This is a genomic window from Thermomonas haemolytica (assembly GCF_004346265.1).
GTDB classification, from domain to species: domain Bacteria; phylum Pseudomonadota; class Gammaproteobacteria; order Xanthomonadales; family Xanthomonadaceae; genus Thermomonas; species Thermomonas haemolytica.
The window spans coordinates 24267-42099 of the sequence record NZ_SMAP01000012.1; the positions used below are offsets into that span (position 1 = coordinate 24267).

General features: G+C 69.7%; 19 protein-coding genes. 10 read left to right on the plus strand and 9 right to left on the minus strand.

Translation table 11 applies throughout. From position 1 onward, the window contains the following. Nucleotides 1–38 precede the first annotated feature (38 nt). From EDC34_RS11645 to EDC34_RS11655, 3 genes are all read left to right on the plus strand, one after another. Entirely contained in the window at nucleotides 39–1202 is a 1164-nt protein-coding gene (locus EDC34_RS11645) for an acyl-CoA dehydrogenase family protein (RefSeq protein ID WP_114961042.1), read from the plus strand. 127 nt (nucleotides 1203–1329) lie between these two features. Beyond that, nucleotides 1330–1881 (plus strand): GNAT family N-acetyltransferase, encoded by a 552-nt coding sequence (locus EDC34_RS11650; RefSeq protein ID WP_114961043.1) that lies wholly within the window; start codon nucleotides 1330–1332, stop codon nucleotides 1879–1881. 47 nt (nucleotides 1882–1928) lie between these two features. Then, nucleotides 1929–4202, plus strand: a complete 2274-nt coding sequence (locus EDC34_RS11655) for a thiamine pyrophosphate-dependent enzyme (protein WP_114961044.1) — start codon at nucleotides 1929–1931, stop codon at nucleotides 4200–4202. A gap of 25 nt (nucleotides 4203–4227) precedes the next feature. Here EDC34_RS11655 and EDC34_RS11660 read toward each other — a convergent pair whose 3' ends face one another. From EDC34_RS11660 to EDC34_RS11690, 7 genes are all read right to left on the minus strand, one after another. Further along, nucleotides 4228–4860, minus strand: a complete 633-nt coding sequence (locus EDC34_RS11660; protein ID WP_114961045.1) for a PepSY-associated TM helix domain-containing protein — start codon at nucleotides 4858–4860, stop codon at nucleotides 4228–4230. Between the two features lie 8 nt (nucleotides 4861–4868). Continuing rightward, nucleotides 4869–7001, minus strand: coding sequence for a TonB-dependent receptor (locus EDC34_RS11665; protein WP_114961046.1), 2133 nt, complete (start codon nucleotides 6999–7001; stop codon nucleotides 4869–4871). A gap of 176 nt (nucleotides 7002–7177) precedes the next feature. Beyond that, a complete protein-coding gene (locus EDC34_RS11670; protein ID WP_114961047.1) occupies nucleotides 7178–7507 on the minus strand; it encodes a non-heme iron oxygenase ferredoxin subunit in 330 nt (109 codons plus the stop codon). Continuing rightward, complete coding sequence (locus EDC34_RS11675; protein ID WP_114961048.1) at nucleotides 7504–8055, minus strand: GNAT family N-acetyltransferase; 552 nt, start codon at nucleotides 8053–8055, stop codon at nucleotides 7504–7506. The genes EDC34_RS11670 and EDC34_RS11675 overlap by 4 nt, the downstream gene beginning before the upstream one ends. Before the next feature lie 34 nt (nucleotides 8056–8089). After that, nucleotides 8090–8524, minus strand: a complete 435-nt coding sequence (locus EDC34_RS11680) for a barstar family protein (protein ID WP_114961049.1) — start codon at nucleotides 8522–8524, stop codon at nucleotides 8090–8092. A 21-nt stretch (nucleotides 8525–8545) separates the two neighbouring features. Next, on the minus strand, nucleotides 8546–8962 hold the full coding sequence (locus tag EDC34_RS11685; RefSeq protein WP_114961061.1) for a guanyl-specific ribonuclease: 417 nt from the start codon (nucleotides 8960–8962) through the stop codon (nucleotides 8546–8548). A gap of 94 nt (nucleotides 8963–9056) precedes the next feature. Then, the gene (locus EDC34_RS11690; protein WP_425477504.1) at nucleotides 9057–10841 is read right to left on the minus strand and encodes a M14 family metallopeptidase; all 1785 of its coding nucleotides are present in this window, start codon (nucleotides 10839–10841) and stop codon (nucleotides 9057–9059) included. 138 nt (nucleotides 10842–10979) lie between these two features. Between EDC34_RS11690 and EDC34_RS11695 the strand changes: the two genes are divergently transcribed. The 3 genes from EDC34_RS11695 to EDC34_RS11705 are packed head-to-tail and all read left to right on the plus strand — an operon-like array spanning nucleotide 10980 to nucleotide 12542. Next, a complete protein-coding gene (locus EDC34_RS11695) occupies nucleotides 10980–11615 on the plus strand; it encodes a glutathione S-transferase family protein (RefSeq protein ID WP_114961051.1) in 636 nt (211 codons plus the stop codon). A 17-nt stretch (nucleotides 11616–11632) separates the two neighbouring features. Further along, nucleotides 11633–12235 (plus strand): rhomboid family intramembrane serine protease, encoded by a 603-nt coding sequence (locus EDC34_RS11700; RefSeq protein ID WP_114961052.1) that lies wholly within the window; start codon nucleotides 11633–11635, stop codon nucleotides 12233–12235. A 28-nt stretch (nucleotides 12236–12263) separates the two neighbouring features. Next, the gene (locus EDC34_RS11705; RefSeq protein ID WP_114961053.1) at nucleotides 12264–12542 is read left to right on the plus strand and encodes a GNAT family N-acetyltransferase; all 279 of its coding nucleotides are present in this window, start codon (nucleotides 12264–12266) and stop codon (nucleotides 12540–12542) included. Nucleotides 12543–12710: 168 nt separating this feature from the next. Here the strand turns inward: EDC34_RS11705 and greB are convergent, their stop codons facing one another. Together greB and EDC34_RS11715 are read right to left on the minus strand one after the other, a co-directional pair. Continuing rightward, nucleotides 12711–13214 carry a transcription elongation factor GreB gene (gene greB / locus EDC34_RS11710; RefSeq protein ID WP_114961054.1) on the minus strand — a complete coding sequence of 168 codons (504 nt, stop codon included), beginning with the start codon at nucleotides 13212–13214 and terminating at the stop codon, nucleotides 12711–12713. A gap of 19 nt (nucleotides 13215–13233) precedes the next feature. Then, entirely contained in the window at nucleotides 13234–14748 is a 1515-nt protein-coding gene (locus EDC34_RS11715; protein ID WP_114961062.1) for a helicase HerA-like domain-containing protein, read from the minus strand. A gap of 133 nt (nucleotides 14749–14881) precedes the next feature. On the opposite strand from EDC34_RS11715, the gene EDC34_RS11720 reads away from it, so the two are divergent. The 4 genes from EDC34_RS11720 to EDC34_RS11735 all read left to right on the plus strand — a co-directional run bounded on the left by EDC34_RS11720 (nucleotide 14882) and on the right by EDC34_RS11735 (nucleotide 17495). Beyond that, on the plus strand, nucleotides 14882–16426 hold the full coding sequence (locus tag EDC34_RS11720) for a transglycosylase SLT domain-containing protein (protein ID WP_114961055.1): 1545 nt from the start codon (nucleotides 14882–14884) through the stop codon (nucleotides 16424–16426). After that, a complete protein-coding gene (locus EDC34_RS11725; protein WP_114961056.1) occupies nucleotides 16419–16769 on the plus strand; it encodes a TraR/DksA family transcriptional regulator in 351 nt (116 codons plus the stop codon). Before EDC34_RS11720 ends, EDC34_RS11725 begins: the two co-directional genes overlap by 8 nt. Before the next feature lie 92 nt (nucleotides 16770–16861). Continuing rightward, complete coding sequence (locus EDC34_RS11730) at nucleotides 16862–17143, plus strand: hypothetical protein (protein ID WP_114961057.1); 282 nt, start codon at nucleotides 16862–16864, stop codon at nucleotides 17141–17143. A 4-nt stretch (nucleotides 17144–17147) separates the two neighbouring features. Then, on the plus strand, nucleotides 17148–17495 hold the full coding sequence (locus EDC34_RS11735; protein WP_114961058.1) for a TfoX/Sxy family protein: 348 nt from the start codon (nucleotides 17148–17150) through the stop codon (nucleotides 17493–17495). The last annotated feature ends 338 nt before the right edge of the window (nucleotides 17496–17833 follow it).

The following is a 17833-nucleotide window of genomic DNA, read 5'->3' on the forward strand; positions in this document are numbered from 1 at the left end:
TACAATGGCGGTTCGTCCATCCTGACCGTCAACCCGCCATGGCCCTGCACCCCTACGACCTGTACGACGTCCGTTCCATGCTCAGCGAAGAAGAGCGTGCGGTGCAGGACACCGTGGCGCGCTTCACCGACGAGAAGGTGCTGCCTATCATCGGCGAGTGCTTCGACGCCGGCCGCTTCCCGAAGGAACTCATCCCGGAGATCGCCGCGCTTGGCCTGCTGGGGTCCTCGCTGCCGGAGACGTACGGCTGCGCCGGCCTGAACTCGGTCAGCTACGGCCTGATCTGCCAGGAGCTGGAGCGCGGCGATTCCGGCATCCGCAGCTTCGTGTCGGTGCAGAGCTCGCTGTGCATGTACCCGATCTACGCCTACGGCAGCGAGGAGCAGCGCCAGCGCTGGCTGCCGGAAATGGCGGCAGGCAAGGTGATCGGCTGCTTCGGCCTGACCGAGCCGCACGGCGGCTCCGACCCGGCCAACATGAAAACCAACGCGCGCCGCGACGGCGGCGACTGGGTGATCAACGGCTCCAAGATGTGGATCACCAACGGCAACCTGGCCGACATCGCCATCGTGTGGGCGCAGACCGACGAGGGCATCCAGGGCTTCATCGTCGAGAAGGGCATGCCCGGCTTCGCCGCGCAGGAGATCAAGCACAAGATGAGCCTGCGCGCCTCGGTCACCAGCGCGCTGTTCTTCGACAACGTGCGCGTGCCGGAGGCCAACCGCCTGCCGAACGTGAAGGGACTCAAAGGCCCGCTGGGCTGCCTCACCCAGGCCCGCTACGGCATCACCTGGGGCCCCATCGGCGCCGCCATCGCCTGCCTCGACGAGGCGCTGCGCTACAGCAAGGAGCGCATCCTGTTCGGGCGCCCGGTGGCCGCCACCCAGGCCGCGCAGCTGAAGCTGGCCGACATGGCCCGCCGCATCACCCTGGCCCAACTGCTGTCGCTGCAGCTGGGGCGCCTGAAGGACGCCGGCACCATGCAGCCCACCCAGGTGTCGCTGGCGAAGTGGAACAACGTGCGCATGGCCATCGACATCGCCCGCGAGGCGCGCGACCTGCTGGGCGGCGCCGGCATCACCACCGAGCACTGCCCTATCCGGCACGCGCTGAACCTCGAATCGGTCATCACCTACGAGGGCACCGAGACCGTGCACGAGCTGGTGGTCGGCCGCGAGCTGACCGGCATCAACGCGTTCTGAGCGTAGCCCTTCCTTCTCCCTCCGGGAGAAGGTGGCGCGCAGCGCCGGATGAGGGTTCGGCGCGCTCGGCGGCGGCTTGCCAGCTGCGGGCCGACCCGGCGCGACAGGAGGTTCAGGAGCCGAGGCAGTGAAGATCGACGACATCCGCATCGAGACCGAGCGTTTGATCCTGCGTCCTCCGCGCGCCGAGGACTTCGACGGCTTCGCCGAGCTGCAGGGAAATGCGGATGCCGCGCGCTTCATCGGCGGCGCGGTGAGTCGCGCCGAAGCATGGCGGCGTTTCCTGTGGCAACCGGGCGCATGGCTGGTGCAGGGCTTCGGCATGTTCGCCGTGCTCGAGAAGGCCAGCGGGCAGTGGATGGGCCAGATCGGGCCATGGAGGCCGGAGGGCTGGCCCGGCAATGAGATCGGCTACGCCTTCCATCCGCGCGCCTGGGGTAAGGGGTATGCGACCGAGGCCGGTACCGCTGCCATCGACTGGGCGTTCGACCACCTCGGTTGGGACGCCATCATCCACTGTATCGATCCGGACAATATCGCCTCGCAAAACGTGGCCAAGCGCCTTGGCTCGGTGCTGCAGGGTCCGGGGAGGTTGCCGCCTCCGTTCCAGGATGTGGTGATCGATGTCTGGGGCCAGACCCGCGCACAGTGGATGGCCCGTCGTACCGGCAGCGCCTGATTCCTTTTCACCATGTCTTCCCGGGTCTGCGGGAAGGGGAGAACCGCATGTTCGCCACCGTTCCCAATCCCATCCCGGCCCGCATGAAGGGCCTCAACCGCGCCGAGATCTGCGACGTCAACTTCCAGGAGTTCGTGCGCAACTGGCAGGGGCAGGTGCAGCCGAAACCGGCGCCCGATGAGGCCATCCTCGACGGCAGCGCGCTGGATGCCCGCGGCTTCCGCGAGCTGTTCGAATCGCAGCTGATCAGCCGCCACCTCGACCTGATGGCGCGCGTGCTGCGGGTGCAGAACAAGGTCTTCTACACCATCGGCAGCAGCGGCCACGAAGGCAATGCGATGGTCGCGCGCGCCACCCGCCATACCGACCCCGCGTTCCTGCACTACCGTAGCGGCGGCTTCATGGCCGAGCGCTTCCGCAAGCTGCCGGGGATGGATCCGATCATGGATTCGGCGCTGAGCTTTGCCGCCAGCGCGGAAGATCCGGCCAGCGGCGGCCGCCACAAGGTGTGGGGCAGCAAGCCGCTGTGGGTGCTGCCGCAGACCTCCACCATCGCCTCGCACCTGCCGAAGGCGCTGGGCACGGCGATCGCCATCGAGACCGCCAAGCGCCTCGGCACCGGGTTGCCGGTGCCGGAGGATTCCATCGTCATCTGCTCGTTCGGCGATGCTTCCGCCAACCACGCCACCGCGCAGACCGCCTTCAACGCGGCGTCGTGGACTGCCTACCAGAAGCTGCCGGCGCCGGTGCTGTACGTGTGCGAGGACAATGGCATCGGCATCTCGGTGAAGACGCCGACCGGCTGGATCGGCGAGAGCTTCCGCCACCGTCCCGACCTCGACTACTTCTTCGCCGACGGGTTGGACCTAGTCACCGGCTACGACGACGTGCTGCGCGCGGTGGAACACTGCCGCCGCACCCGGCGGCCGACCTTCCTGCACCTGCGCACCCAGCGCATCATGGGCCACGCCGGCACCGACTTCGAGATCGAATGGCGCAGCATCGAGGAACTGTGCGCGGTGGAAGCGGGCGATCCGCTGCTGCGCTCGGCCGCGATCGCGCTGGAGTCGGGGTTGATGTCGAAGGACGAGATCCTCGCGCTGTACGAGGACACCCGTCGCAAGTGCTTCGCTGCCGCCGAGGACGCCGACCGCCGCCCACGCATCGAGACGCTGGAGCACGTGATGCGCCCCTTGGCGCCGTACACGCCGGATGCGGTGCAGGCCGAGGCCACCCGCGCGCCGTCGCTGGAGGCCCGCATCAAGGCCTTCGGCGGCGAGGACAAGCTGCCCGAGAAGCAGGCGCCGAAGCACCTGGCCATCCAGATCAACCAGGCCCTGCACGACCTGCTGGCCAAGTACCCGGAAACGCTGCTATTCGGCGAGGACGTAGCGCAAAAGGGCGGCGTGTACACGGTCACCAAGGGCCTGTACAAGGCGTTCGGCAGCAAGCGCGTGTTCAACACGCTGCTGGACGAGACCATGATCCTGGGCATGGCGCAGGGCTTCGCCAACATGGGACTGCTGCCGATTCCCGAGATCCAGTACCTGGCCTACCTGCACAACGCCATCGACCAGCTGCGCGGCGAGGCCTGTTCGCTGCAGTTCTTCAGCAACGACCAGTTCCGCAACCCGATGGTGGTGCGCATCGCCGGCCTGGGCTACCAGCGCGGTTTCGGCGGGCATTTCCACAACGACAACTCGGTGACCGCGCTGCGCGACATCCCGGGACTGGTGGTCGGTTGCCCGTCGCGCGGCGACGACGCCGCGATGATGCTGCGTACGCTGGCGGCGCTGGCGAAGGTGGACGGCCGCGTGACCGCCTTCCTCGAACCCATCGCGCTGTACATGACCAAGGACCTGTACGAAGCGGGCGATGGCCAATGGCTGACCGAGTACCCGGCGCCCGACCAGGCGCTCGTGCTGGGCGAGGAGCGCGTTTACAACGCACAGGCCACCGACTGCGTGATCTTCACGTTTGGCAACGGCGTGCCGATGAGCCTGCGCGCGGCGCGCGCGATCGAGAGGAAGCACGGCTGGCAGGTGCGCGTGGTGGACCTGCGCTGGCTGGTGCCGCTGAACCATGCCGCGATCGCGAAACATGCCGGCGAATGCGAGCGCATCCTCATCGTCGACGAAGGCCGCTTCAGCGCCGGCATTGGCGAAGGTGTGATCACCGCGATCACGGAAGCCGGCTTCGGCGGCAAGCCGCTCAAGCGCGTGGTCGGCGCGGACACCTACACCCCGCTGGCCGGCGCGGCCTTCCTGGTGATCCCGAAGGACGAGGACATCCTTGCCGCCGCCGACGCCCTGGCGAGCTGAGCGCGCCAGCGCGGCGGCATGGGCGCTAGCCGAGCGCGAAGGCCAGCGCCGCCGCGAAGGCCAGGGTGGACAGGCCCATCACGCTCAGCAGCATGCCGCGCAGGCTGCGTCCGCGCGCCCACATCCAGATTCCGGACAGCCCGAGCAGCAGCATGCCGATGGCGAAGCTGTCGGCCAGCAGGCGCCAGGGCAGCCCGCCGCCCACGGCCTTGTGCAGGCGGTTGAATGCGGCCAGCGGCGAGTGCTGGCTGTACTTGAGCAGGGCGCGGTCGCTGTCCGGGGTGTACTCCAGCACCCACGAGTTGCGCGCCGTGCCGCCGCTGAGCGACCACTTCGGCGCCGGCTTGCCATCGCCGGCGGCGCCGGGCCCGCCTTTGCGGATCAGCTGCGCATCCAGCCCGCGGGTGTTGCGCAGCCACAGCGACAGCTGCTCCGGCGTGGCGCGGGCGCTGGCCGGGATCGCCAGCGTGACGCGCGCGGTGTCCCGGCTGTCGCCCTGCGGCCAGGCACCCTCGCCCATGCGGTGATTGAGGATCAGGCCGGTGGCGCCGTACAGGATCGCGGCCAGCGCGCCCCAGGCGCCGATCCACAGGTGCAGCTGGCGGATGAAACGGTGGAGCGTGCCGCGCCGGCGCGGCGAGGAGACAGCATGCTGCATGGCCGGCCTCAGTAGCGCAGGTTGAGCGTCACCCACGCGCTGCGCGGCGCGCCGGGGCTGAGGTTGTTGTTGCTGTTGGCGCTGGCGAAGTAGCGCACATTGCCGAGGTTCTCGACGTTCAGCTGCACCTGTAGCTTCGGTGAGAGCGTCCAGTACAGCGCGGCATCCACCCGGGTGAACGCGGGCAGCGTCACCTGGTTGTCCACGCTGGCGAAGATCGCGCCGCGATGGATGATGCCGAGGCCGACGCCCACGCGTTCGCTGAAGTCATAGCGGTTCCACAGCGAGGCGGAATGGCGCGGCAGCTGCGCCAGCCGGTTGCCCTTGACCGCGCTGGCCGATTGGGTGGCGGTGATCTCGCCGTCCTGCCAGGCATAGCCGCCCATCACCTGCCAGCGCTCGCTCAGGCGGCCGGCCAGGCCCAGCTCGACGCCCTGGCTGTACTGGCCATCGACCAGGATCAGGCGCGTGGGGTCGTTGGGGTCGGTGACCGCCACGTTGCTGCGGTCCAGCCGGTACACCGCGATGCTCGCCTGCAGGTCGCGCCGGATGTCCCACTTGGCGCCGATCTCGCGGTTGCGGAAGGATTCCGGCTTGAGCGATGCATTGCTGGCGCTGAGCGAGGCCAGCTGGTCGCCGGCGCGCGGCTGGAAGGCGGTGCTGACGCTGGCGTACAGCGAGACATTCTCGCGCGGCTTGTAGATCAGCCCGGCGCGCGGCGAGCGCATCCCGTCGTCGCTGTGCAGCCACTGCCCGTTGCGGTTGTTGCGCAGATCGACCCGGAACGCGTCGTAGCGTAGGCCAAGGATCGCCTGCCAGCGCGGCGAGAACTCGATCTGGTCCTGCACGTACACGGCCGCGGTGCGCGCGATGCCGTGGTTGTCGGCATCGGTCGCGCTCTGCTGGAAGGTCACCGGCACGTCCACGTTCGGGCTGGCCACCGGCACCACGTTGGTTCCCGGCGCGAAGTAGCCGGTCTGGCGGAAGTTGTCGGTCACCTGGCGCCCGAGCTCGGCCCCGGCCAGCACGGTATGCCGCAGCGCGCCGGCCTCCACGTCCCAGACCAGGTCGGTCTGGTTGAACAGGTTGCGGCGGCGGGTGGCGTTGCGGTAGGCCGACAGCGTCACCGTGCTGCCATCGGCGCTGACCGCGCCCGGGAACACGTTCTGGTAGTACTTGTCGTAGTCGGCCCAGCGCAGGTGGTTGCGCAGGCGCAGGGTGTCGCTGAAGGCGTGTTCGAGCGTGGCATCGAAAGCGTCCACGTCGGCTTCGGTGCGGCTCAGGCGCGGGTTGCCGAAGAAGGTGGAAGGGTCGGTGCGCACTGGCCGGCCCTGGTAGGAAGGCACGCCGCGGTCGGCGGTGCGATCGTCATGGAAATGTTCGTAGGACAGCACCATTCGGGTCGCGGCGCCGAGGTCGAAGTTCAGCGACGGGTTGATCCCGTGGCGCTTGAGGTACACATCGTCGCGGAAGCTGCCGGAATCCTCGGCCATCGCGTTGACCCGGACGCCGGCGCTCTCGCCGAAGCCCTGGCCGAAGTCCACGGTCGCGCGCCGGCGCAGGTTCGCGCCGAACTGCAGGGTGGCGCTGCGGTGGTTCATGCCGTCGGCCAGGCGGGTGACGCGGTTGATCACGCCGCCGCTGCCGCCCCGCCCGAAGATCATCGCGCTCGGGCCTTTCAGCGCCTCCACCCGTTCTAGGTTGTAGGTGTCGCGGAAGTACTGCACGTCGTCGCGGATGCCGTCCACGTAGAAGTCGCCGGTGGAGCTGATGCCGCGTAGCACCGGGGTGTCGCGGTTGCCTTCGCCCTGCGCGGTGCCGACGCCCGGCATGTAGCGGAAGGTCTCGTTGAGGCTGCTCACGCCCTGGTCGGCCACCAGCTTGTCGGTGACCACGGTGACCGCCTGCGGCACGTCCAGCAGCGGGGTGTCGGTCTTGGTCGCGCCGCGGGTGGTGCGCGCCTGGTAGTCCGGCAGGTAGCGCTGGCCGACCACGATCACCGCATCGATGTCCTTGGCCGGGTCGCGTTTTTCCGGGGCCGCCGGGGCGTCTGCCGCACGGGCGGCCGGGGCCAGTGCGACGCCGATGGCGAGTGCTAGGGCGGCAAGCGGGAAGTGGTGCAGGGGGCGGTGCGTGGGCATCGGGTCCTCGGGAAGACGGGGAGGGCGGCGCGGGGCCGCGATGCGCGCATGATAATGCGAACAATTCGCATTTACAACAAAAGATCGCGCGACACCCCCCAGCGGCCAACGTGGGCCGGGCGGTGCAGCAAGGGGATGCACACGGAGGATGCCCGCGCGCCGCGCGGGCCGGGAGGTCAGCGGTCGTCGCGGACGTACACGCCGCCGTCTTCCACCTTCACCGGGAACTTGGCCACCGGCTCGTAGGCGGGTGCGCACAGGGCGCGGCCGTCGCGCACGTCGAAGCGGGCGCCGTGCAGTACGCATTCCACGCCGCCGTTGGCGGCGTCGAAATGGCCGGCGGACAGCTCGAAGTCCTCGTGCGAGCAGCGGTCTTCCAGCGCGTACAGGGTGCCGTCAAGGTTGAACACCACGATCGGCGTGCCGGTGGTCTCGTCGAATGTGGTCTTCATCTCGCCGGGCAGCAGTTCGGCGGTGGTGCAGACGAAGGTCCAGGCCGCGCTCATGCCGCGGCCTCCGCGCGCAGTGGCTTCTCCAGCACCTCGAAGCGCAGGTCGTCGCGGCGCGGCAGGCCGAAGCGCGCATCGCCGTAGGGGAACGGCTTGAACACGCCGGTGCGGCGATAGCCGCGGCGTTCGTAGAAGGCGATCAGCTCCGCGCGCACGTCGATCACGGTCATGCGCATGACCGGCAGGCCCCATTCGTCGCGGGCGATGCGTTCGCACTCGGCCAGCACCTGCTTGCCGATGCCGCCGCGCTGCAGGGCGGGGTCCACCGCGAACATCCCGAAATAGCCGGCGCCATCGTCCTCGGCCACGTGGGCGCAGGCCAGCAGGCGGCCGTCCTGTTCCAGCACCGGCACCACGCTGCGCGGGCGAGCGAGGTCGGCGGCCAGCACCTCCGGGTCGATCCGGTTGCCGTCCAGCAGGTCGGCTTCGGTGGTCCAGCCGGCGCGGCTGGCGTCGCCGCGGTAGGCGCGGGTCACCAGGTCCACCAGTGCCGGGATGTCATCGTGGGTGGCGCGGCGCAGCGCCGCAGCGGAAGGCAGGCTCATGCCGATATGCTAGCGCGCGGGGCCCGCGCGCGGGTCAGCCGGGCGGCGGGAAATCGCTCTCCGGCAGCGCCAGGAAGGCCCAGAACGGCACGTTGCGCTGCTGCCAGTCCACCGTCGCCACGTCGAGGATGTCCAGCAGGGTGTCGAAGCTGGTTTCGTCGGCATCGCGCAGGTCGCCGGCGTTCGCCAGCAGCAGCGCATAGCCGGGCGCCGGCAGCCACGACAGGTCGCGCAGGCGGTCGCTGAGGGCGTCCCAGTTGTGGCCGCCGAGCGGCATCGCCAGCGCGTCCTGCAGCCGCGCCAGCAGCGCGTCCTTGCCGTCGCAGTCGCGCAGGTCGATCCGGCGCAGCAGCAGGTCGGCATCCAGCGCCGAGGCCGCCAGTGCGTCCAGGTCGTCGCCGGTCACGAAGAACACGCCGGCCTGGCGTGGGTCGTCCAGGGCGAGGGTGAAGGCGTCATCGTCATTCATGGGCGGTCCTTGCGCGCGGGATCAGGGCACGTCGAAGCGGCGGAAGCTCGCGTAGTGGTCGTCGGTGTAATACCACTCGCGCGGCGGAGTGCCGCCGGTGACGATCCGGCGCGTACCGCGGTTGCGCACGCCGGGGGTAGGCCCGGTGTATTCGTGGTACCAGCCGCGCAGCTGGCGCGGCAGATGGCCTTCGTAATTGCCGAACACGCTGCCGTCCTGCGCATACGGGAACGGACCGCCGCGCTGGATCAGGGCGACGGTGGCGCGCGCCTCCACCGGCAGGAAGGCGGGCAGGGCGGGGCCATCGCTGCGCGCGGCGGCGGCCGTGGGTACGGCGATGGGCGGGTTGATGGGCGCGTTGCCCGCGCCTGGCAGGCCATGCCGCCCGGCCAGCCCCACCAGGGCAGCCAGCAGCAGCCAGGCGACAGGGGAATTCAGCCGCACCGGGAGGACGGGATGCCGGACATGCCCGGCAGCATGGCGCGCGTTGCGGGTGCAGGCAAGCGACCGCCGTCACGCGCCGGCATCGCGCTCACTCCGGCACGCGGTCGGTGCGTAGCACCGGGTAGTGGTCGTAGCCGGCGTCCCAGGCCGGGTGGCGGCGGTAGAAGAAGTCCAGCCGCGCGCGCGGGCTCTTGGCGAACTCGGGGTCGTCCTTCAGCTTCTGCGCGAAGGCGGCCTTCAGCGCCGGGTCGCGCGCCAGCATCTGCCGCGCCTGCTCCTCCGCGACGTAGCCTTCCATGTATTCCTTGCGCTCGAAGCTGTTGTTGAACAGCCCCCAGGCGGCCATCGAATCCGGTGCCTGCGGCTCCAGGATCGCCATCAGCAGGCGCGCCTTCGGCTGCGCGATCGGCACGAACAGTGCGCCGGGGCCGAGATCGACGCGCTCCGGCGCCCACGTCCCGGACAGGCTGGTGCGCTGGTGGCCTTCCATCGGGGTGGCGGAGAACGCCACCTTGTCGGCGTTGAACACCTGCACCGATGCCTGTGCCAGCGGTGCCGAGAGGGTGCGGAAGTCGATCCCGTGCAGGCGCAGCAGCGCGCCCACCTGCGCGGCGTATTCGGCCGGCACCAGGTAGCCGCCGGCGGGCGCGATGACGGTGGTGGCCGGCACGATGGTGTCGCGCAGCGGCAGCATCCACAGCTGCGGCGTGGTCTCGTCGTACACCGTCATCTCACCGCCGGAGATGTCCGAATGCACGCGCTTGTAGGCATAGCCGAGGAAGTCGATCACCCGCTTGTCCTCGGTGGTGCGGTAGTCCAGCGCCACCGCCGTGCCGCCCAGCTGGCGGGCGCGGGCATCGGCCTGCGCGGCCAGCGCGCTCCACTGCGCGCCGTTCTCCGCCACCAGTTGCAGGGCGTCCAGCACCGCGTTGTAGGTGGCGCGCACGCGCGCCGGATAGGGTTTCCAGGAATGGGTCTCCACCAGCATCACCAGCCGGTTGCGCAGCGGGAAATAGCTGCTGGAGAAGCGCGGCGGGTACGCGCTTTCCACGAAGCCGCTGGACGGGTCGTCCTCGCGCACGAAGCTGGGATAGAAGCCCACCGGCAGCGAGCCCTGCGCCTTCAGGCGCGTAAGGATGCCGTCCTTGATCGTGCGCCCTGCCGCGCGCAGCGCCTCGTCGCCCACGTTCACCGGCTCGCCGGTGACGGAGATGTCGTGGCGGAACTTGGCGCCGTCGGTGACGTGCAGATCCAGCGTGAGCAGCGGGTCCCACTGGTTGATGAGCCCTAGCATCGCCTGCATCTCCGGCGCATCGGCCTTCACGTAGTCGCGGTTGAGATTGATGCGCTGGGCGGTGACCCGGAAGCCCATCTGCTCCGGGCCGCGCTGGTTCGGGCGGTTCCAGGCTCGGAAATTCTCGTGGCCGTCCACGTTGAACACCGGCACGAACAGCAGCACCACGCGGTCGAGGAGGCGCTGGGCCGGCGTGTCCAGCTTGCCCTGCAGCAGGTCGCGCGCCAGCGCGAAGCCGGCGTCCTTGCCGTCGATCTCGCCGGCGTGGATGCCGCCTTGCACCAGCACCACCGGCAGCCCTTGGGCGCGGGCGTCCTCCGCCGTCAGCGCGCCGCGGGTGGAGAGCGCCAGCGCCTTCATCGGCCGCCCCTGCGGGGTGGTGCCGAAGTCGAAGCAGCGCACCGCCTTCGGGAAGGCCCGCTGGTAGGCATCGCACAGCGCGACCACCTCGTCGTAGCGGCCGGTCTGCTGGTAGCCGCTGCGCTCGGCCACGGTGGACAGCGCAGGGCGCGCGGCCATGCCCGGCAGGCAGGCGGCCAGCAGGGCGAGGGCGAGCGAATGGCGGCGGATCGCGCGGATCATGGGCAGTCTCCGGTGGGCCGCGCGATGGTAGCCCAGCGTGGCCCGCGCATGACCCCTGCCCAAGGGCACGGGGCACGTAGCGGCGGCTATGGGAAAATCCGGGCATCCCTCCCGCGCCCATCCCGCGAGCGTGCCATGTCCAACGTCCTGTACTACGCCCCCGGTGCCGCCAGTTTCCTCGTCCATTGGCTGCTGATCGAAACCGGCCTGCCGCACGAACTGCGCCTGGTGGACACCGCCAGCAAGGCGCAGAAGTCGCCCGAATACCTGGCGTTGAACCCGAACGGCGTGGTGCCCACCCTGGTGCTGGACGGCAAGCCGCAGTACGAGGCGGCCGCGCTGGCGATGCTGCTGGCCGAGCGCCACCCGCAGACCGGCCTGGCCCCGGCCGCGGATGATCCGCGCCGCGCCGACTACCTGCAGTGGATGTTCAACCTCGCCAACATGGTGCAGCCGCTATTCCGGCAGTGGTGGTATCCGCACGAGCCGGCGGGCGAGGCGCAGGCCGAGGCGGTGCGCAGTCACTGCGCCGCGCGCATCGAGGCGCAATGGGACCGGATCGACGCGCACCTGGCCGCGCACGGCCCCTACCTGTTGGGCGAGGCCGTGAGCGTGGCCGATTTCTACCTGGTGATGCTGATGCGCTGGTCGCGCAACATGCCGCGCCCGGCCACCGAGTGGCCGCAGCTGGCGCAGCTTGCGCAGCGCCTGAAGGCGCGGCCCTCGTTCGCGCAGCTGTACCAGCGCGAAGGCCTCACCGAGTGGGCCTGAGCGGGCGGGGCTGAGCGATGTCGGCCACCCTTCTCATCGTGCTCGTCACCGTGCTGGTGAGCTGGCGTGCGTTCGGCGATCCGCGCCTGCTCGACCGCCTGTTGCTGTGGCCGCCGGCGCTGGCGCGCAACCGCCAGTACGAGCGCCTGCTCACCTACGGCTTCGTGCACGCGGACTGGGCGCACCTGCTGTTCAACATGATCACCCTGTGGTCGTTCGGCAGCACGGTCGAGCGCGTGTTCGCCGGCTGGATCGGCACCGCCGGCTTCGTGCTGTTCTACCTGTCGGCGATCGTGGTGGCGATCCTGCCCACCTATCTTGCGCACCAGCGCGACCCGAACTACCGCAGCCTGGGCGCGTCCGGCGGGGTGTCGGCGGTGCTGTTCGCGGCGATCCTGTTCGACCCCTGGAGCACGCTGATCATCTTCCCGATCCCGCTGCCGGTGCCGGCGTTCCTGTTCGCCGTGCTGTACGTCGGCTACAGCCTGTGGATGGACCGGCGCGGGCAGGGCAACGTCAACCACAGCGCGCACCTGTGGGGCGCCGCCTATGGCGTGCTGTTCACCCTGCTGCTGCAGCCGGCGGTGGGCGCGCATTTCCTCCGCCGCCTGCTGGGCTGAAAGCTCCGTTCCCGGAGAGGAGACCGCGATGCACACGATCCAGCACGATCCCGCCCACCAGCGCTTCAGCACCGAAGTGGATGGCCACCCGGCCCGGGTGGACTACACCTTCGATCCGACCGGCGCGGTGATGGCCATCACCCACACCATCGTGCCTCCCGAGATCGGCGGCCGCGGCATTGCCGGCGCGCTGGTGCAGGCCGCGCTGGAGCACGCCCGCGCGCAAGGCTGGAAGGTGGACCCGCAGTGCTCCTATGCCGATGCCTGGATGCGCCGCCACCCAGAGTTCGACGCCCTGCGCGCCTGAAGCGCCGGCTCGCAGTGAGCGTGTCCAGTCCCGTTCGCGGTGGGTCACCCCACTCCCGTTCGTGGTGAGCCTGTCGAACCACGGACGGGCCAGTGGCCCCGTTCATTCTTCGACGGGCTCAGGACGAACGGGTGGGGAGGGTCACGCGGGCGCGGGATGCGCGGCGCTTCAGTCCGGGTAGCGCACGTCCACGATCACGTAGTGCACGGGGCCGCCGGGCAGCTGCACCTGCACCTCGTCGTCGATCCGCTTCTTCAGCAGCGCGCGCGCCAGCGGGGCGTCGATGCTGATCCAGCCGCGCGCGGCGTCGGTTTCGTCCGGGCCGACGATGCGGTAGCGGGCGCAGTCGCCGCTGGCCACGTCCTCCAGCTCCACCTCGGCGCCGAAGAACACCGCCTCGCGGTCGGCGGGCGCGGCGTCCACCACCTTCAGCGCTTCCAGCCGCTTGCTGAGGTAGCGCACGCGGCGGTCGATCTCGCCCAGCTGCTTCTTGCGGTAGGTGTATTCCGCGTTCTCGGAGCGGTCGCCCTCGGCGGCAGCGGCGGCCAACGCCTTCACCACCTCGGGGCGGCGCACGCGCCAGAGCTCGTCCAGCTCCGCCTTCAGGCGGTCGTGGCCGGCGCGGGTGATCAGCGCCGTGCTTTTCTCGGCGGGTGGACGCCAGCGGCCCATACGCGTGTTCCTGCCTGGGTCAGCGCTTGCCGCCGAACATGCCGCCCAGCAGGCCGCGCAGGATCTGCCGGCCCACCTGGCTGCCCACCGTGCGCGCGGTCTGCTTGGCCATGGTTTCGATCATGCCCTGCCGGCGCTTGGTGCCGAACAGCGCATCCTTCACCGCCTGGCCGAAGCCGTTGCCATCGCCGGCCGACTCCGATTCCGCGGTCTTGGCGGCCGGTGCCTGCGCCTGCTCGGCGCGCGTCCCGGCCTTCTTCGCCAGCCGCTCCGCCGCGGATTCGCGGTCGATGCGGGTGTCGTACTTGCCGCCCACCGGGCTGCCGGCGCGCACCTGCGCGCGCTCGGCCTCGGTGATGGCGCCCATCCGGCAGCGCGGCGGCGCGATCAGCGTGCGCTCCACCGGCATCGGCACGCCCTTGCCCTGCAGGGTGGATACCAGCGCCTCGCCTACGCCGAGCTGGCCGATCGCCTGCGCCACGTCCAGCGCGGGATTGGCCACGAAGGTCTCGGCCGCCGTGCGCACCGCCTTCTGGTCGCGCGGGGTGTAGGCGCGCAGCGCGTGCTGGAAGCGGTTGCCGAGCTGGCCGAGCACGTTGGTCGGCACGTCGTCCGGGAACTGCGAGCAGAAGTACACGCCCACGCCCTTGGAGCGGATCAGCCGCACCACCTGCTCGATCCGCTGCTGCAGCGCGGCCGGGGCGTCGTCGAACAGCAGGTGCGCCTCGTCGAACACGAAGACGAGCCTGGGCTTGTCGAGATCGCCCACCTCCGGCAGCGTCTCGAACAGCTCCGACAGCAGCCACAGCAGGAAGCTGGAATACAGCCGCGGCTTCAGGATCAACTGGTCGGCGGCGAGGATGTTGACCACGCCGCGGCCGTCGGGGGTGGTGCGCATCAGGTCGGCCAGTTCCAGCGCCGGCTCGCCGAAGAAGGCATCCGCGCCCTCCTGCTCCAGCCGCAGCAGCGCGCGCTGGATCGCGCCGATCGACTGCGTGCTGACCAGCCCGTAGGAAGTGCTGACATCCTTGCGCTCCTCCGCAATCAGATTCAGCAGCGCGCGCAGGTCGGGCAGGTCGAGCAGCAGCAGACCGCGGTCGTCGGCCAGCTTGAACACGATGTCCAGCACTCCGGCCTGGGTGTCGTTGAGTTCGAGGATGCGCCCGAGCAGGGTGGGGCCCATCTCGCTGATGGTGGCGCGCACCGGATGCCCGGCCTTGCCCCACAGGTCCCAGAACACCACCGGCGCGGCTTCGTTGCGGTAGTCCGCGATGCCCAGCTGGGCGATCCGCGCGGCCAGCTTCTCGCTGGGCGTGCCCGGCACCGCCAGCCCCGCCACGTCGCCCTTCACGTCGGCCAGGAACACCGGCACCCCGATCCGCGAGAAGCCTTCCGCCAGCGTCATCAGGGTCACCGTCTTGCCGGTGCCGGTGGCGCCGGCCACCAGCCCGTGGCGGTTGCCGAACCCCGGCTGCAGGAACACCGGGCCGCCGTCCTCGGTGGTGATGGCCTTGCCGACCAGGATGGGATCCATGCGCATGCTCCGTCGGGGTTCGGGAATGCGCCGGATTCTATCGCCAAGCCCGCGCATTCATACCGCAAACCTTGCCCCTGCGCGGCCGCCGCGGCTACCCTGCCTGCCCCCACGCACTGCTCGATGCCTGCCGATGCACCTTCGTTTTGTCGCCGCCGTCCTGCTGCCGCTGCTGGTAGCCCTCAGCCTGCCTGTCCATGCCGACGAGGCGCGGCGCGAGCGCGGCAATGGCGCGGCGGCCGAATCGCGTCGCGACCAGGCCGCGGTGGCGGCGCTGCAGCAGCGTATGAGCGAGGCCGAGCAGCGCTACCGCGACGCCATGCAGGCCGAGGACGAGGATGCCGCCGCCAAGGCCACCACCGCTGCGCTGGCCGAAATGAAGGCGGTGGTGGAGGCGTGTGGCAAGCAGCGCGGCTGCCAGGTGGAGCAGATGCTGGCCACCTACGAGCGCCTGCTGCAGGACACCCCGCGCTTCGACGATGCCGCGACCGACGACGGTGGCGACCCGCTGGACGAACGCGATTTCACCGCCGCCGACGTGCCCGATTCCGCCAGCGCGGCGGCGCTGCTGAGCGAGGAGGGCCAGCGCTTCGTGAAGATGGTGCAGTTCAATCCCGCGGTGCAGGCCGGCATCCGCCGCTGGCTCACCGATCTGCGCCCGCAGCTGATGGACAGCTACGAGAACTACCGCTACATGCAGCACCTGATGTCGCCCGCGTTCCGCCGCTATGGCCTGCCGGAGGCGCTGCTGTTTGGCATCCTGGCCAAGGAATCCAACGGCAAGGTGCACGCCGGCTCGCGCGCCGGCGCGGTGGGGCCGCTGCAGTTCATGCCGGCCACCGGTCGCCGTTTCGGCCTGGGCGATGATGGCAGCGGCTTCGATACCCGCTACGACCCGCGCGCCGCCGCCGATGCCGCCGCGCAATACTTGCAGGAACGCCTGGCCGAGCTCGGCAATAGCATCGAGCTGGCGCTGGCCGGCTACAACGGCGGCGAAGGGCGCGCTTTGCGCGTGTATCAGACCACCGGCGGGCGCAGCTTCTGGGACATCGACGTGTACAGCCAGTTTCCGGCCGAGACCAAGGACTACGTGCCGATGGTGATCGCCGCGGCCTGGCTGTATCTGCACCCCAAGGAATACGGCATTCACTGGCCCAAGGTGAGCGTGCGGCCGACGACGATCACCCTGACGCAGCCGGCCTCGCTGTACGAGCTCACCATCTGCCTGGGCAACTGGGGCTCGCGCAATGGCTATCTGCGCCCGCTGCGCAACCTCAACCCGCGCTGGAGCCCGGATGTGATGTTGCCCGCCGGCACCGTGCTCAACGTCACCACCCGCATCGCCTGGCTGTACCGCTTCAACTGCACCCACGGCAAGCGCCTCGAGCTGGCCCAGCAGCTGGTGGCCAGCAACGTGCAGTCCGCGCTGGTACGGGTGGGCGAGCCCACCCCGGCCAATGGGCCGTCCGCCGGCGAGGCTACGCCCGCGCCCGCACCGGTCGAGCGCAAGCCGGCCAGGGTGCGCACGTACCAGGTCAAGCGCGGGGATACCCTGCATGGCATCGCCCGCAAGCTGCAGTGCGATCTCGATGATCTGGCCAAGGCCAACAAGCTGAAGAAGCCCAAGTACGCGATCAAGCCGGGGCAGACGCTGAAGCTGGAAGGCTGCGATGCCTGATGCCCTGCCGTGGCCGGAGCTGCGCGCGCGTCTGCTGGCGCTGCGCGGGCAACTGGAATCGATCGCCGGCGCTTCCGCCGCCGCGGGGCAGACGGTCGAGCTGGACCAGGCCAGCGTGGGCCGGCTGTCGCGCATGGATGCCCTGCAGGCGCAGCAGATGGCACTGGCGACCGAACAGCGCCGGCAGCGGCAGCTGCAGCAGATCGCCGCGGCGCTGCGGCGCATGGAGCAGGGCGAATACGGCGACTGCCTGGCCTGCGGCGAGCCGATCGACCCCCGGCGCCTGCATGCCGACCCGCTGGCCACGCACTGCATCGCCTGCGCGGATCAGGCATCCCGATAGTTTGCGGCCAGTTCCAGTGGAAGCCGGGGAGAGCAAAAGTGGAGTAGGCTTCCTTGGCGACAGGTCAGGATGTCCATCGTCGAGGAGGCGGCATGTTTGTGGTGCGCGTCGCTGACAACTTCCACTACATGGACGAAGACGAGACTTGCACGCTCGGCGAGTTCCCGACATGGGCCGAAGCCGTCACCGCCGCCAGGCGGGTCGTGGATCGCTGGCTGGAGGAACAGCATCGGCCGGGCATGGACGCCGAGGCGCTGTTCGCGCAATACACCGCCTTCGGCGAAGACCCTTACATCGTCCCGGTGCCGGACGGCGAGGCCGGGTTCTCCGCCTGGGACTATGCGAAGCAGCGTTGCGCCGCACTCTGCGGTTAGCGCCGTGGCCACCGACACCGATTTCATCGCCTATCTCACGGAACAGGCCGGGCTGGGCGCCCGCCTGACCCACCGCCGCATGTTCGGGGAATACGCCCTGTACGTGGACGAGAAGGTGGTGGCCTTCGCCTGCGACAACAGCCTGTTCGTCAAACCCTCCGCCGCCGCCACGCGGCTGGCCCCGCACCTCCCGCAGCGCCCGCCGTACCCCGGCGCCAGGGAGTATCCGGTGGCCGATGAGCTGCTGGACGACGCCGACCGCCTGCGGGAATTGCTGCTGGAAACGGCGGTATTGATGCCGGCGCCGAGGGTGAAGAAGGCGAAAGCAGCCGGGAAGGCGGAGAAGAAATAGCCGGGGATTTGCAGGGGACTGGTTGGGGCGATATGTTCCGCAGATGGGCTGTTGCGCTACCGTAGTTCTGGACGCGTGTGCGTTTGAGGGGCCGCGGCGCTGTGTTCAGGGCGATCTGGCGGTGGGGCGCCTGCTTCGCGTTGGCGGGGTGGGCGGGGGGAATCATGATCGGGGTTAGGGCTCTCGTTTGAGGGCTATACAAGCGTTAGGGTGCACGGAGGGGGCATGGCTAATGATAATTTTAGGTAATTCCTAGCCTTTCCGGACCAAAGTTGGCATGAGTTCCTGGATCGACGTCTGCTTGAGAAGCTTGTAGATCAAGGGTTTCAGGTCTTCGC